The organism is Glycomyces mayteni (genome assembly GCF_042428885.1).
Taxonomy (GTDB): domain Bacteria; phylum Actinomycetota; class Actinomycetes; order Mycobacteriales; family Micromonosporaceae; genus Glycomyces; species Glycomyces mayteni.
In genome coordinates this window covers 25,770-39,713 of sequence record NZ_JBHMBP010000004.1, presented here as the reverse complement: position 1 = coordinate 39,713, position 13,944 = coordinate 25,770, and the positions used below count along the sequence as shown (strand labels likewise).

The following is a 13,944-nucleotide window of genomic DNA, read 5'->3' as shown; positions in this document are numbered from 1 at the left end:
CCTGGGGGCCGCGTCAGTCGACGCTGTGGGAGGCGAGGCGGCGGTACGCGGGCTCGGCGAGGAGCTCCGCGTGCGCGCCGGAGGCGTGGACTTTCCCGTCGACCATCCACACCGCGAGGTCGGCGTGCGCGAGCCACAGCGGCGACGCGGTGACCACGAGCGTGGCCCGCCCGGCGCGGGCCGCGGCGACGCGCGCGGCGATGAGCGACTCGGTGTGGGCGTCCACGGCCGACGTCGGCTCGACGGCGAGCAGCGTCTCCGGTTCGGCCGCGAGGGCCCTGGCGAGGCGCAGGCGCTGGCGCTGGCCGCCGGAGAGGTTCCGGCCGCCCTCCTCGACGGGCCGGTCCATGCCGAGCGAGGCCACGTCGTCGGCGCACGCGGCCGTGATCGCCTGCCGCGCTTGGGCTTCGGGGACGCGCATGGTGGAGGCGAGCGTCCCGGTGAACAGGTGGTCCTCGTCGGTGAGGAGCATGATCCGGGCCCTGACCTCGGCGAGCGGGTACGACTCGACGGGCTCCCCGCCCCACAGGGCCCCGGAGTCGCGGTAGCGGGCGAGGCGCTCGCACGCCTCGGCGGCGTGCGCGGTCTCGGCGGTGACGACCACCGTCAGGCCCGAGAGCGGCACGGCCAGACCGGAGTCGGGGTCGCGCAGCTCGCCGCGGCCGTCCCGTGCGGCGCCGTCGTCGGCGAGGTCGGGCCCGATGTTGAGGACCCGCACGATCCGCTTGGCCGCCACCCAGGCGGCGACGAGGTACTGGGAGGTGCCCACGAAGTTCCCCGAGACGGCGATGAAGATCGTGGCGAAGCTGAACGCCGCGGCCAGGCCGCCGATGGTGATCTGCCCGTCGGCGGCGAGCGTCGCCCCGACCCAGGTGATGACCGCGACGAACACGATCGGCATCGAGTGGCGCAGCGCGTGGATCCACGAGCTCGGCCCGGCGACCTCGTACCCCTTGCGGCGCAGCGCGGTCGAGCGCTCCCGGTACCGGGCCGCGAACAGCACGTCCCCGCCGATGCCGCGCAGGACCCGCAGGCCCCCGACGATGTCGGCGGCGTGCGCGGACAGGTCCCCGATGCGGGCCCGGTAGTCCGACTGGCGCGACTGGAGGCGCCCGAGCAGGGGCCCGGCGATGAGCGCGGTGATGAAGCTGCCGCTGATGAGGACCGTCCCGAGCAGCGGGTGGATCGACCACACCAGCGCCGACCCGACGAGGAACATCACGAGGGTGTTGAAGAAGAACCCGGCGTCGCTGACCGCGCGGGCCGCGCGCCTGGCGTCCTCGCTCGGCAGGTTGAGCAGCTCCCCGGCCGAGACGCGGTCGCGCACGGCCGTCCCGGCCCGGTTCAGGTGGTCGGTCAGGTCGCGCACGAGCGCCCGCTGGTTCCGGGCCTCGACGGTGGAGAACTGCCGGAACCCGTTGGCCCACAGGATGGGCTGGGCCACGACCAGGGCCGCGGCGGCGACCAGCCACATGGCGAAGTCCGCGGCCGAGCGGGCGATGAGGCCGTCGTCGACGATCTTCCCGACGATCCACAGCTGCGGCATCGACGCGCAGGAGGCTCCCGCGTAGAAGAGGAACCCGAGGACCAGGCGCGTCCGGTTCGGCCGCGCCTGCCCGAGGAGGAGCCGCAGGGGTGTCAGCGGCGGGGGAGCTGGGGGCATGGGACCGAAGCTTACCTGCCGACCGGCTGTCGCGGCTCCTCCAATTCCGCTCGCCGGGACCGCCCCGGAACCGCCCGGTTTGGGCGCGGAGCCCGCTGGGAACCCACGCTCCAACATCGACCCCCGATGTGGACTATGTGGAAGGATCGGTCATGCCCTACGTCGCCTCACGTCACAACTCCCTGATCGCACACGTCATCACGATCGTGTTCGGCCTCATCGCCCTGATCATCCTGCTGCACTTGGCGTTCGTGCTCCTGGAGGCGAACACCGCGAACCCGCTGGTCGCGTTCTTCGCCGACCTCGCGAACTGGTTCTCGTGGCTGTTCCGCGACATGTTCACCGTCGACGACCCCAAGGTCCGCGCGGTCGTCAACTACGGCCTCGCCGCCCTCGTCTACCTGCTCATCGGCGGCGCCATCGCGGGCGCCGGCCGCCGCTGGGCCCACGACTGATCCGCCGCGCCTGTCGGTGCGGTGCCCTAGGGTCGTCACATGACCGAGAACTGGCCTGTGGCGATCCTGGGGCAACTGGAGTTCTACTGGGACTTCCACCTGCGGCCCCGCCTTGAGGGGCTCACCGACGACGAGTACTTCTGGGAGCCGGTCGACGGCTGCTGGTCCCTGCGGCCCGGCCCCGACGGCTCCCTGCGCATGGAGCAGGAGTACCCCGCCCCCGAGCCCCCGCCGTTCACCACGATCGCCTGGCGCATGACCCACATCAGCCGCGACATCTTCGGCATCCGCGCCCGCGCCCTCTTCGGCCCCCACGAGGGCCTCGACGACGCCGACATGTTCGACCAGCGCCTCTGGCCCGAACCCCTCCCCGCCACCGCCGCGGACGCCGTCGCCACCCTCGAACGCGCCTACACCCACTGGCACGACGCCGTCGCCGCCCTCACCCCCGCCCAGTTCGCCGCCCCCCTCGGCCCCAAAGCAGGCGAATACGCCGCCGACCCCATCGGCGCCCTCGTCCTCCACCTCAACCGCGAGACCATGGCCCACGGAGCAGAGATCTCCCTCATCCGGGACCTCTACCGCGACCAGCACGTGAGCAGGGGATAAAGGTTTGCTACCGGGTGATACCACGAGGTAGCATCGACCTATGGCCATGACGCTGCGACTCACCGAAGCCGACGACCGCCTGCTCACCGAGCGGGCGGCGAAGGAGCACCGCTCCAAGCACGACCTCGTGGTCGAGGCGCTCCACGTCTACCTGACCGAGCGCCAGCAGCGCTTCGACGCGTTGCTGGCCGAGACGCTGGACGAGGACCGCGAGCTCCTCGATCGGCTCGCCAAGTGACCGACTACCTGGAACTCGACGACCTGATCAAGATCGCCGTGGCCGTCACCGGGCACGAGCCGCCGCCGGTGCGCGACTGGGGCCTGCTCGAATCCTCGCTGGCCCGCCCGCAGGCGGCGGTGTTCGGCACCGAGGCGTACCCGACGCTGCACCAGAAGGCCGCCGCGCTGCTCCATTCGCTCGCGCGCAACCACGCGCTCCTCGACGGCAACAAGCGCCTCGCCTACGTCGCGGCGAAGATGTTCCTCGGCCTCAACGGCCAGCGCCTCCGGGTGCCGAGCCCCGAGGAGGCCGACGTGTACATCCGCGAGATCGCCCAGGGCGACCACGAGGTCCCCGAGATCGCGGCGACCCTGGAGAAATGGACCACCCCGATCAAATGACCGAACACGAAGGGCCCGAGCGGTTGTCGCTCGGGCCCTTCGCGGTCGTCGTCAGTCGGCGTCTCGCATTCGCAGGAGTTTGCGGGCCTCGACCGTGGTGATGGCGGGGCGTTGGGCGAGGGCGGCGGCCGCTGCGGCGCGGGCGACGAGCTGGTCGTTGCCGGTGACCGGTTCGCGGCGGGCGTAGGAGGTGGTGTCCTCCATGCCGACGCGGAGGTGGCCGCCGTGGGCGAGGGACGCGAACATGACCGGGAGGGTCGTGCGGCCGATGCCGGTGGCGGAGAACGTGGTCCCCTCCGGCAGGTAGCGGCGCACGCCCTCGGCGAACGCCGACACCGTGGAGGCGTCGCCCGCGGCGCCGCCGGGGACGCCCAGGACGAAGTCCACGTGGACGTGGTCGCCGAACGGCAGCCCGTGCCGGTCGAGCAGGCGCTCCAGGGACGCGAGGTGCCCCAGGTCGAACAGCTCGTACTCGGGGACGACGGCCAACTCCCGCATCCGCTCGTGGAGGCGCACCACGAACTCCCAGCGGTTGGTGAACACGTCGTCGCCGAAGTTCACGGTGCCCATCGTGCACGAGGCCATGTCCGGTTCGGCGTCGAGGACCGCGAGGCGGGCCTCCTCGCCGTCCCGGACCGAGCCGCCCGTCGACAGCTGCACGATGAGGTCCGTGGACTCCCGCAGGGCCGCGACGGCATCGCGCAGGCGCACCGGGTCGAGCGTGGGCTTCGCGTCGTCGTCGCGCAGATGCACGTGGACGATCGACGCCCCCGCCGCCTCGCACTTCACCGCCGTGTCGACCAGCTCGTCGAGCGTCACCGGCAGGACCGGGACCTCGGCCTTGTCGACCTCGGCCCCGGTGGGCGCCACCGTGATGAGCGTCCCGCTCATCCGACCTCCGCCGCCTCGCCCTGGCGGGCCGCGGCCTGGCGCGAGCGCACCGCGGCCGCGTTCCCGGCCTCTTTCACCTCGCGCGGGGCGTGCATGTTCGCCCACCACTGCTGCCCGGCCTTGGGGAGCGTGTCGATCGGGTCGTAGAACGGGTACCGGCGCGTCAGCGCGTCGGGGTCGTCGGCCTCCAGGGACGTGCGGTAGTTCTTCGTCCAGTACGAGATCCCCAGCTCCCGGTCGTACTCCGAGAGCTGGTGGACCCAGCGCTTGCCGACCATCGGCACGTCGCAGATGATCCGCGGCGTCGCGTACCCCGGCAGGTACCCCATGATCGCGGTCTGGAGGTCCTGCGCCTGCGCGACGGAGGTCCGCCAGTGCTCGGCGTTGGGGATCATGTCGCACATGTAGAAGTAGTACGGCAGGATGTTCGCCTCGCCCTGGAGCGCGAAGCACAGGTCGAGCAGGTCGGCCTGGGTGTCGTTGACGCCGCGCATGAGCACGCCCTGGTTGCGCACGTCGCGCACGCCCGCGTCGAGCATCGCCGCCGCCGCGCGCGCCACCGTCGGGGTCACCGAGTTGGCGTGGTTGACGTGGGTGTGGATCGCCAGGTTCACGCCCTGCCCGGCCGCGCGCTTGGCGACGCGCGCCATGCCCTCGACGACCTCGTCCTGGAGCCAGTGCTGCGGCAGCCCCATGAGCGCCTTGGTGGCCAGGCGGATGTCGCGGATCGTCTCGACGTCCAGGAGCCGGTCGAGGAACCGCTCCAGCTGCTTCCACGGCAGGTTCGCGACGTCGCCGCCGGAGACCACGACGTCGCGCACCCCCGGGTGGGTCTGGAGGTATTCGAGGATCGCCGACTGCCGGTCGACCGGCTTCAGCGACAGCTTCCGCTTGTCCACCGTGGGCGTCGAGTTGCCCACCAGGTCCATGCGGGTGCAGTGCCCGCAGTACTGCGGGCACGTCGACAGGAGCTCGGCGAGCACCTTCGTGGGGTAGCGGTGCGTCAGGCCCTCGACGGCCCACATGTCGTGCTCGTGCAGCGAGTCGCGCGCCGCGAAGGGGTGGGAGGGCCAGTCCGCGTGCCGGTCCGAGGCCACCGGCAGCATGTACCGGCGCACCGGGTCGGCGTAGAACGCGTCCGTCCACGAGCCCGGCGCGGTCTCCTCGACCCCCGGGACCATCGTGTTGAGCATCTGCGGCGGCAGGAGCATCGACATCGTCGCCGAGTGCGCGATGTCCGACTCCAGGTCCTCGTAGAACGACTCGTGCAGCCGGTCGCCCATGAGCGCCCGCAGCTGCTTCACGTTCTTCACGCAGTGCACGCGCTGCCACTGCGCCGAGGCCCAGTCCGCCTCGGTCACGTCCGTCCAGCCGGGGAACCGCGTCCAGTCGGGCTCGACCAGCTCACGCCGCCGGTACTGGTAAGGCTGTTCGATCACGACGGGCAGCTCTGCCTCGTATGGTCGATCGGCCACGTTCTCACCTCCATGCCCGGGATGTTCGGCCCGGGGAAACGTCGCGGGCGGGGGTAGACCGCCTTGTGACGAGGATAACCTTCCGTTACAGTTGCTCGCTAGGTCTCGCATATTGAGATTCGATCAACTCCCGTTACGAGAAAGGGCGGCAACGATGTCGACAGGCTCACCGGTCGGATCGCACCGGGTCGTCAGCCCCGCCGGAGCACTGCCACAAGCGGCCGACCGGCTCGACCCGAACCCCGAGATCGCCGACGACGAGGTCCGCGTCAGCGTCGAGCGACTCAACCTCGACGCCGCCTCCTACCGGCAGCTCCGTACCAAGCACGGCGGCGACGGCGCCGCCGTCCGAGACGAGGTCCTCGCCATCGTCGAGGCCCGCGGCAAGATGCAGAACCCCGTCACCGGCTCCGGCGGCATGCTCATCGGCACCGTCGACGCCGTCGGCCCCCGCTCCCCGCTCGGCCTCAAAGTCGGCCAGAAGATCGCCACCCTCGTCTCCCTCACCCTCACCCCGCTGCGCATCACTGATCGTCTGGAGCGCTGGGACGGCAGTTCCGAGCAGGTCCCCGCAGCGGGCACCGCCATCCTCTTCGGCCGCTCCATCGCCGCCCCGATCCCCGACGACCTCCCCGAGGAGCTCGCGCTCGCCGTCTTCGACGTCTGCGGCGCCCCCGCCCTCGTCCGCCGCGTCGTCTCCCGCCGCTACCACTCCGGCCCCACCGTCGCCGTCCTCGGCGCCGCGGGCAAGTCCGGTTCCCTCTCCCTCGCCGCCGCCAAGGACGCCCGCGCCGCCGACGTCCTCGCCGTCGTCCGCGACCAGGACGAGGCCGACCGCGTCGACAAGCTCGGCATCGCCGACCGGGTCGCCGTCGCCGACGCCACCGACCCCCTCGGCCTCGCCGCCGCCGTCAACGACGCGCTGCGCGGCCGCGGCGCCGACGTCACCGTCGTCTGCGTCGACGTGCCCGGCTGCGAGCACGGCGCGATCCTCTCCACCGCCACCGGCGGCACCGTCGTCTTCTTCTCCATGGCCACCTCCTTCCCCCAGGCCGCCCTCGGCGCCGAAGGACTCGCCGCCGACGTCGAGATGCTCATCGGCAACGGCTACACCCCCGGCCACGCCGACTACGCCCTCCAGCTCCTCGACCGCCATCCCGGCCTCAGAGCGCTCTTCGACGACCGCGTCGCCGGGCGGCACTGACATGACCGGACCGCTCCTGCCGCTGGACGCCGACCTCGTCGCCCGCGCCCGCGCCCTCGCCGCCAAGGCCGCCCAACCCGTGGTCGACCTGGCCCGCAGCCACACCACCGTCTCCGTCGAACGCGCCACCCTCCGCCTCGCCGGGCTCACCGGCGCCGACCCCGACGGCATCCCCTGGGTCAACCGCCTCGCCGACGCCGTCCATGACCAGGTCGGCATCGAGCACGGCATCGCCCTCCCGGTCTTCCACGCCCTCAAGGACTTCCCGGACCTCGAACGCCTCGCCCACGCCGCCGCGGCCGACGGCGTCCGCTTCGAGCTCCCGAAGGACCGCGCCGCGCAAGCCGCCAGCGACCGCGCGAGCGCCGCCGTCGGCCAGGGCTTCGACCGCATCGACGCCTCCCGCGCCCGCCGCAGCCAGCTCGTCGGCGAGATCGGCGACCCGCCTCAGCGTCCCTGGATCTACCTCATCGTCGCCACCGGCGACATCTACGAGGACATCCCGCAGGCCCAGGCCGCCGCCAAAGCCGGAGCCGACGTCATCGCCGTCATCCGCTCCACCGGCCAGTCCCTCCTCGACTACGTCCCCGAAGGCGCCACCCGCGAGGGCTTCGCCGGGACCTACGCCACCGGCGAGAACTTCCGGCTCATGCGCGCGGCCCTCGACGAGACTTCCCGCGAGGTCGGCCGCTACATCCGCCTCACCAACTACGCGTCCGGGCTCTGCATGCCCGAGATCGCCGCGCTGGCGGGCATGCACCGGCTCGACATGATGCTCAACGACTCGATGTACGGCATCCTGTTCCGCGACATCAACCCGATCCGGACCTTCGTGGACCAGCGCTTCAGCCGCCAGGTCCACGCCCGCGCCGGGATCATCATCAACACCGGCGAGGACAACTACCTGACGACGGCCGACGCGGTCGAGGCCGCGCACACCGTCACCGTCTCGCAGCTGCTCAACGAGCGCTTCGCCCACGAGGCCGGGCTCCCCGACGAGCTGCTGGGCCTCGGGCACGCCTTCGAGATCAACCCCGAAGTGCCCGAGTCGTTCCGGCTCGAACTCGCGCACGCGCTCCTGGCCCGCCAGCTGTTCCCCGACGCGCCGCTGAAGTGGATGCCGCCGACCAAGCACATGACCGGCGACGTCTTCCGCGGCAACCTCCTCGACGGGTTCTTCAACCTCGCCGGGGTCATGACCGGGCAGTCGATCCTCTTGGTGGGCATGATGACCGAAGCGGTCGTCACCCCCTGGCTCTCCGACCGCGACATCGCGCTCCAGAACGTCAGGTACGTCCTGAGCGCCTGCGCCGGGCTCGCCGAGGACTTCCACCCGCCCGCCGACGGGTTCATCGCGAACCGCGCGAACCACGTCCTCGGCGAGGCCGTGGACCTCCTCGGGAAGATCGTGGACGACGGCCTGCTCAACGCCATCGCCGACGGCACCTTCGGCATCATGAAGCGCCCCGCCGACGGCGGGCGCGGCCTCGACGGCGTCGCCGAGCGCGCCGAAGGCTACTGGAACCCCGCCGCGGAGCTCTTGGACGGAGGCACCGAATGAGCCGCATCGTGCGCCCCTACGGCGACACCACCGGCGACGGCATGGTGCAGATGTCCTTCACCCTGCCCGTCCCGCACGACAAGCGCGCCGAGGGCGCGGCCCTCCAGCTCGCCGCGAAGATGGGCCTCGACGGCGCGATGCTCGTGCACGCCAAGCCCATCGGCGAGAACTACACGTTCTTCGTCGTCTACGGCGCGACCACGCACCTGGTCAACCTCGACGAGGTCAAGGTGGTCGAGCGCGACTACCCGCACTTCAGCCCCAAGGAGGTCAACGACGCGGTCCGCGAGAAGCTCGGCCGCAAGCTCACTGTCGTGGGCGCGTGCATCGGCACCGACGCGCACACCGTCGGCATCGACGCGATCCTCAACATCAAGGGCGTCGCGGGGGAGAAGGGCCTGGAGTACTACCGCGAGCTGCGCGTGGTCAACCTCGGCGCGCAGGTCGCCGTCCCCGACCTCGTCAACCGCGCCGTGGACGAGGGCGCCGACGCGGTCCTGGTGAGCCAGGTCGTCACCCAGAAGGACGCCCACCTGCACAACACCCGAGAGATGTCGGCCGCGTTCCGCGAGGCCCTGCCGCCGGGCAAGCGGCCGCTCCTGGTCGTCGGCGGCCCCCGCTTCGACGAGAACTCCGCCGCCGACCTCGGCGTCGACCGGATCTTCACCCGGGGCACCATGCCCTCCGACGTCGCCTCGTTCCTCGTCCACCGACTCGTCTTCGCAAGAGAGGCCGCCGAATGACCGCGGACCACAACGGCACCAAGGTGACCCACCGCCGCTACATCCCCTACTCGCACGCGCACTACGGCGGGAACCTCGTGGACGGCGCGTACGGGCTCGGCATGTTCGGCGACGTCGCCACCGAGCTGTGCATCCTCACCGACGGCGACGAGGGCCTGTTCGCGTCCTACTCCGACGTGCAGTTCCAGGCACCCGTGCGGGCCGGGGACGTCGTGGAGGCCACCGCGGTGGTCGTGCGCACCGGAAAGCGCAGCCGCACCGTGGAGTTCACGCTCACCGTGGTCTGCCGCGCCGACCCCGAGCGCGGCGACTCCGCCGCGGTCGTCCTCGACGAGCCCATCACCGCCACCACCGCCACGGGCACCGTGGTGGTCCCTTAAGGAGCACGTTCCGTGACGGCTGTGATCGTCTGCGCCGACGTCGGCTCGACCTACACCAAGGCCGCCGCCGTCGACGCGGACTCCGGCGCGCTCCTGGGCGCCGCCTCGCACCCGACGACCCTCGGCACCGACGTCATGGACGGCCTCCGCATCGCCGTCGCCGCGGCGGTCCCCAAGGGCGCCAGTGTGATCGACACGCTCGTGTGCTCCTCCGCGGGCGGCGGCCTGCGGCTGGCCGTCATCGGCAACGAGCCGCTGGTGACCGCCCGCGCCGCCTACCGGGCCGGGCTCAGCGCGGGCGCGCGCGTCGTGGACGTGCGGGCCGGGAGCCTCACCGCGGGGGACTTCGCGGCCCTCGGCGCCTCCCGCCCCGACGTGGTCCTCCTCGCGGGCGGCACCGACGGCGGCGACGAGACCGCGCTCCGCGCCCACGCCGAGGACCTCGCCGACTCCGGCCTGCGCATCCCGGTCGTCCTGGCGGGCAACGCGAACGCCGCCCCCGACGTGACCGCGCTCCTCGAAGCCGCGGGCATCCCCGTGACCGCGGTCGGGAACGTCCTGCCGCGCATCGGGACCCTCAACCCCGTGCCCGCCCGCACCGCGCTCCGCGAGGTCTTCCTGCGCCACGTCATCGCCGGGAAGCACCTCTCGGCCAGCGCCGACTTCACCGCCATGGTCAAAGCCGCCACCCCCGACGCGGTGCTCACCGGCGTGGAGCTCCTCGCCGAGCGCACCGGCGACCTCCTCGTCGTGGACGTCGGCGGCGCGACCACCGACGTCTACTCCGTGCTCACCCCCGACGCCGAGCTCCAGGGCCCGCGCGCCGAGGTCGCCGGGACCGCTTGGCGCTCAAGGACCGTCGAAGGGGACCTCGGGGTCCGCCACACCGCCGTCGGCGTCAGTGAGGCCGCCGAGGAGGAGGACCTGGCGACCGACTGGGACCTCCCCGACGCCGCGCGCAGGCGCGGCGCCGACCCCGGCCTCCGCGCCGAGACCGACCGCGAACGGGCCTTCGACCGGGAGTTGAGCGCCCTCGCCGCGCGCGTCGCGGTCCGCCGCCACGCCCGCGGCGAGCGCATCGGCGGCCCCACCGAGCCGCTTCGCGGCGGAAAGGACCTCGCGGCCGTGGGCCTCGTGGTCGGCTCCGGCGGCGTCCTGCGCCGCAACCCCGAGGCGGCCGGGTGGCTGCGCGAGGCCGTCGGCGGCGACACCTCCGGGGGCGTGCGCCCGCCGAAGGACGCGCGGTTCACCGTGGACGCCGACTACCGGCTGGCCCCGGCGGGTCTCCTTGCGGCCCAAGGCCGCCGCGACCTCGCCGTCCATCTCCTCGCGGGGATCTGACCGACCGAATCGGACGGCGGGTGCAACCGTTCGCCGCGGTGGGGGCGTATTCACCCGAAGGTCCGATCCGAAGAACGACGAAAGGTCGAACATGCAGCGACGTGACGTAGTGAAGCTCGGTGCCGCCGTGACCGCGGCCGGAGCCGTCCTCGGGACCGGTGCCGCCGCCCACGCGGAGACCTCCGCGACCCAGGCGGCGACCACGGCCGACCTCATCAAGGCCGTCTTCGACGCCGAGTCGGCGAAGGCCGGGGGCACCTGGCAGGCCAAGGTCACGCTCCTCAACGGCGGCCAGACGATCACCGCCGTCGACAAGAACTCCGCGAGCGTCCAGACCGCCGCGAGCATCAACAAGCTCGGGATCGCGCTCGGGGTGCTCGACAAGATCGACCGCGGCGAGCTCGCGCTCGACGACCGCATCACGCTGACCTCGGACATCATCCTCACCGGGTCCGGCTTCTACTTCCACCAGACCGCGTACGGCGACGAGATCACCGTCGCGAACGTCCTCGTGGCGATGCTCCTGACCTCCGACAACACCTCGGTGCGGCTGTGCGGCCTGGTCTGCCCGCCCGCCGAGATCAACGAGGTGCTCGCCGCGAAGGGCTTCGAGGACACCCGCGTCATCCCCAACCCCGCGAACCCGGCCCGGATGTGGCTGGGCGACACCACGACCGCCGAGACCAACGAGCTGCTGCACCGGCTCGCGCTCGGCGAGCTCCTGTCGGTGAACTCGACCCGGTTCTTCCTCAACGTCCTCAAGGGCCTGTCGGGCTACCACGACGGGTTCCGCCGCACCATGTCCTCGGCCGAGCGCGCCCGGATCGCCATGAAGTACGGCGCCGACGACGCCACCCGCAGCGAGTCCGGCGTCGTCTACAACACCGCCGGGGCGCCGGTGATGGTCTACTCGTTCATGAACCAGTCGGACGCCAACTGGGGCAACTACGGCGCCACCCACCCGGTGGTCCAGGCGCACGCCGTCATGGGCCGCAAGATGCTCGACATCGTGAACTCGGCGGGCCTGGCCGCCGACGACGCCGTGACCCTCGACGTGAAGGACCCCGAGGCCGCGAGCGTCGACCTCTAGACCGCGCGAAGTCCTGCGGCCCCGGCGGTCCCCGCCGGGGCCGCCCGCCGTGCCGCGGGCCCGTGACCGGCTGGACGTGCAGCAGACTCGCAGCTCCAGCGTCCGCCGTGTGATGTACGGTTCGGTGCGTATCCCACACAAAAGGAGTGATCAACAGTGGACGTGGAGCGCACCGAGTTGCCCGGAATCGGCGTGCGGTTCGAATTCGAGACCAAGCGCGGGATTCGCCTCGGCATCGTCGCCCACCGCGAGGGACGCCGCGACTTCATCATCTACGACCCCGATGATCCGGACTCGATGCTCGACTGCATCGTGTTCTCGGCCGACGAGTCGGCCGCCATCGGCGAACTCCTCGGCGGCGCCCGCATCGTCGAGAAGCTCAACCGCCTGCACCACGAGATCGACAACCTCGTGTCGCGCCAACTGCTCGTGGACGCGACGAGCCCGTACGCCGAACGCCCGCTCGGCGACACCCGCGCCCGCACCCGCACCGGCGCCTCGATCGTGGCGATCGTCCGCACGGACGGCGTCGAGACCGGACCCGCTCCCTCTGCGACCCTTCACGTCGGGGACCGCCTGGTGACGATCGGGACGCAGGAGGCAGTGGACGCCGTCGACCGGATTCTCAGAGGTATCGAGTAGTGCACGAGACCGTCACCCTCCTCCTCGAACTCGGACTCCTCGTCGGCGCCCTCGGGCTCCTGGGGGCCTTCGCCGGCAGGGCCGGCATCTCCGCCATCCCGCTCTACCTCCTCGCCGGGCTCGCCTTCGGCCACGGAGGGCTCTACGAACTGCACGCCATCACCGGCTTCCTCGAAGTCGGCGCCGAAGTCGGCGTGGTGCTGCTGCTGTTCACGCTCGGCCTCGAATACACCCCGCGCGAACTCCTCGGCACCATGAAGACCTCGTGGCTCGGCGCCGTGGTCGACCTCGTGCTCAACTCCGCCCCCGGCGTCGCGTGCGCCCTCATCCTCGGCTGGGGCCCCGTCGCGGCCGTCGTCTTCGGCGGCGTCACGTACGTGTCCTCCTCGGGCATCATCGCGAAGGTCCTCTCCGACCTCGGCTGGCTCGGCAACCGCGAGACCCCGACGGTGCTCTCGCTGCTGGTCGCCGAGGACCTGGTCATGGCCCTGTACCTGCCGATCCTCACCACGATCCTCGCGGGCCTGGCGTTCGCGCAGGCGTCGTGGGGCCTCGCCATCGCGCTCGTCGCGGTCGCGGGCGCGTTCGTGGTCGCCTCGAAGTGCGGGCACCTGCTGTCGCGCTTCCTGGCCTCCCCGAACGACGAGATCCTGCTGCTCAAGGTCATGGGCATCGTCCTGGTCATCGCCGGTCTCGCCGAGCAGGTGCACGTGTCGGCCGCGGTCGGCGCGTTCATCGTCGGCATGGCCCTGTCCGGCGAGGTCTCCAGGCAGGCGGAGGAGACCCTCGAACCGCTCAAGAACCTGTTCGCGGCGATCTTCTTCGTGAACTTCGGCCTGTCCACCGACCCGACCGCGCTGCCACCGGTCCTGCCGATCGCGATCACCCTCGCGGTCGTCACGATCGCCACGAAGTTCGCCACGGGGTGGTGGGCCGCGGGCCAGAGCGGCTCGGCCTTCACCGGCAAGCTCAGAGCCGGGCTCGTCCTCCTCCCGAGAGGCGAGTTCTCCATCGTGATCGCCGGCCTCGGCGTGGCGGCGGGGCTCGATCCGCAACTCGGATCGGTCGCCGCCGCGTACGTGCTCATCATGGCGGCCCTCGGCCCGATGGCCCCGCGCCTCGCGGGCCCGATCGTGGCCAAGCGCCGCAAGAAGGCGCGCGCCCGGCGCCTGGCCGAGTCCGCGGTCTGACACTCCGGTGGCGGGAGTGGCGACTGCGACTCCCGCCACCGCAGGGCGCGGACTGTCACGCGGGCTTGATACAACTCAG

At 71.8% G+C, this 13,944-nt stretch carries 15 protein-coding genes; 12 read left to right on the top strand and 3 right to left on the bottom strand.

Annotation, left to right across the window (positions count from 1 at the left end):
* Positions 1-13 precede the first annotated feature (13 nt).
* Positions 14-1,663 carry an ABC transporter transmembrane domain-containing protein gene (locus ACFFXY_RS15395; protein WP_382352139.1) on the bottom strand — a complete coding sequence of 550 codons (1,650 nt, stop codon included), beginning with the start codon at positions 1,661-1,663 and terminating at the stop codon, positions 14-16.
* A 152-nt stretch (positions 1,664-1,815) separates the two neighbouring features.
* Here ACFFXY_RS15395 and ACFFXY_RS15390 point away from each other — a divergent pair, with 152 nt between their 5' ends.
* Genes ACFFXY_RS15390 through ACFFXY_RS15375 form a run of 4 tightly spaced genes read left to right on the top strand, consistent with a single transcriptional unit; the run spans position 1,816 to position 3,348 of the window.
* On the top strand, positions 1,816-2,118 hold the full coding sequence (locus ACFFXY_RS15390) for a hypothetical protein (protein WP_382352136.1): 303 nt from the start codon (positions 1,816-1,818) through the stop codon (positions 2,116-2,118).
* 39 nt (positions 2,119-2,157) lie between these two features.
* Positions 2,158-2,727: a DinB family protein gene (locus ACFFXY_RS15385; RefSeq protein ID WP_382352133.1), complete on the top strand. Its 570-nt coding sequence runs from the start codon at positions 2,158-2,160 to the stop codon at positions 2,725-2,727.
* A 40-nt stretch (positions 2,728-2,767) separates the two neighbouring features.
* A complete protein-coding gene (locus ACFFXY_RS15380) occupies positions 2,768-2,965 on the top strand; it encodes a ribbon-helix-helix protein, CopG family (protein ID WP_382352130.1) in 198 nt (65 codons plus the stop codon).
* Positions 2,962-3,348, top strand: a complete 387-nt coding sequence (locus ACFFXY_RS15375) for a type II toxin-antitoxin system death-on-curing family toxin (RefSeq protein WP_382352127.1) — start codon at positions 2,962-2,964, stop codon at positions 3,346-3,348. The genes ACFFXY_RS15380 and ACFFXY_RS15375 overlap by 4 nt, the downstream gene beginning before the upstream one ends.
* 51 nt (positions 3,349-3,399) lie before the next feature.
* On the opposite strand, the gene ACFFXY_RS15370 is transcribed toward ACFFXY_RS15375, so the two are convergent.
* Together ACFFXY_RS15370 and ACFFXY_RS15365 are read right to left on the bottom strand one after the other, a co-directional pair.
* Positions 3,400-4,239 (bottom strand): beta-keto acid cleavage family enzyme, encoded by an 840-nt coding sequence (locus ACFFXY_RS15370; RefSeq protein ID WP_382352124.1) that lies wholly within the window; start codon positions 4,237-4,239, stop codon positions 3,400-3,402.
* Positions 4,236-5,714 (bottom strand): KamA family radical SAM protein, encoded by a 1,479-nt coding sequence (locus ACFFXY_RS15365; protein ID WP_382352121.1) that lies wholly within the window; start codon positions 5,712-5,714, stop codon positions 4,236-4,238. The genes ACFFXY_RS15370 and ACFFXY_RS15365 overlap by 4 nt, the downstream gene beginning before the upstream one ends.
* Positions 5,715-5,868: 154 nt before the next feature.
* Between ACFFXY_RS15365 and kdd the strand changes: the two genes are divergently transcribed.
* The 8 genes from kdd to ACFFXY_RS15325 all read left to right on the top strand — a co-directional run bounded on the left by kdd (position 5,869) and on the right by ACFFXY_RS15325 (position 13,865).
* A complete protein-coding gene (kdd, locus tag ACFFXY_RS15360; RefSeq protein ID WP_382352118.1) occupies positions 5,869-6,918 on the top strand; it encodes an L-erythro-3,5-diaminohexanoate dehydrogenase in 1,050 nt (349 codons plus the stop codon).
* Position 6,919: 1 nt separating this feature from the next.
* The gene (gene kamD, locus ACFFXY_RS15355) at positions 6,920-8,479 is read left to right on the top strand and encodes a lysine 5,6-aminomutase subunit alpha (RefSeq protein ID WP_382352115.1); all 1,560 of its coding nucleotides are present in this window, start codon (positions 6,920-6,922) and stop codon (positions 8,477-8,479) included.
* On the top strand, positions 8,476-9,222 hold the full coding sequence (kamE, locus tag ACFFXY_RS15350; protein WP_382352112.1) for a lysine 5,6-aminomutase subunit beta: 747 nt from the start codon (positions 8,476-8,478) through the stop codon (positions 9,220-9,222). The genes kamD and kamE overlap by 4 nt, the downstream gene beginning before the upstream one ends.
* Positions 9,219-9,602, top strand: coding sequence for a 3-aminobutyryl-CoA ammonia lyase (gene kal, locus ACFFXY_RS15345; RefSeq protein WP_382352110.1), 384 nt, complete (start codon positions 9,219-9,221; stop codon positions 9,600-9,602). Before kamE ends, kal begins: the two co-directional genes overlap by 4 nt.
* 21 nt (positions 9,603-9,623) lie before the next feature.
* Positions 9,624-10,943 carry a glutamate mutase L gene (locus tag ACFFXY_RS15340; protein WP_382355439.1) on the top strand — a complete coding sequence of 440 codons (1,320 nt, stop codon included), beginning with the start codon at positions 9,624-9,626 and terminating at the stop codon, positions 10,941-10,943.
* A 91-nt stretch (positions 10,944-11,034) separates the two neighbouring features.
* Positions 11,035-12,033, top strand: coding sequence for a serine hydrolase (locus ACFFXY_RS15335; protein WP_382352108.1), 999 nt, complete (start codon positions 11,035-11,037; stop codon positions 12,031-12,033).
* 156 nt (positions 12,034-12,189) lie between these two features.
* On the top strand, positions 12,190-12,675 hold the full coding sequence (locus tag ACFFXY_RS15330; RefSeq protein ID WP_464309707.1) for a cation:proton antiporter regulatory subunit: 486 nt from the start codon (positions 12,190-12,192) through the stop codon (positions 12,673-12,675).
* Positions 12,675-13,865 (top strand): cation:proton antiporter, encoded by a 1,191-nt coding sequence (locus tag ACFFXY_RS15325; RefSeq protein ID WP_382352104.1) that lies wholly within the window; start codon positions 12,675-12,677, stop codon positions 13,863-13,865. Before ACFFXY_RS15330 ends, ACFFXY_RS15325 begins: the two co-directional genes overlap by 1 nt.
* Positions 13,866-13,944: the final 79 nt, after the last annotated feature.

Excerpts from the sequence above, each read along its gene's own strand:
- ACFFXY_RS15390 (WP_382352136.1), top strand. The coding sequence starts at position 1,816 with ATGCCCTACGTCGCCTCACGTCACAACTCCCTGATCGCACACGTCATC.
- ACFFXY_RS15380 (WP_382352130.1), top strand. The coding sequence starts at position 2,768 with ATGGCCATGACGCTGCGACTCACCGAAGCCGACGACCGCCTGCTCACC.
- kamD (WP_382352115.1), top strand. The coding sequence starts at position 6,920 with ATGACCGGACCGCTCCTGCCGCTGGACGCCGACCTCGTCGCCCGCGCC.
- ACFFXY_RS15335 (WP_382352108.1), top strand. The coding sequence starts at position 11,035 with ATGCAGCGACGTGACGTAGTGAAGCTCGGTGCCGCCGTGACCGCGGCC.
- kdd (WP_382352118.1), top strand. The coding sequence starts at position 5,869 with ATGTCGACAGGCTCACCGGTCGGATCGCACCGGGTCGTCAGCCCCGCC.
- ACFFXY_RS15385 (WP_382352133.1), top strand. The coding sequence starts at position 2,158 with ATGACCGAGAACTGGCCTGTGGCGATCCTGGGGCAACTGGAGTTCTAC.
- kamE (WP_382352112.1), top strand. The coding sequence starts at position 8,476 with ATGAGCCGCATCGTGCGCCCCTACGGCGACACCACCGGCGACGGCATG.
- kal (WP_382352110.1), top strand. The coding sequence starts at position 9,219 with ATGACCGCGGACCACAACGGCACCAAGGTGACCCACCGCCGCTACATC.
- ACFFXY_RS15370 (WP_382352124.1), bottom strand. The coding sequence starts at position 4,239 with ATGAGCGGGACGCTCATCACGGTGGCGCCCACCGGGGCCGAGGTCGAC.
- ACFFXY_RS15395 (WP_382352139.1), bottom strand. The coding sequence starts at position 1,663 with ATGCCCCCAGCTCCCCCGCCGCTGACACCCCTGCGGCTCCTCCTCGGG.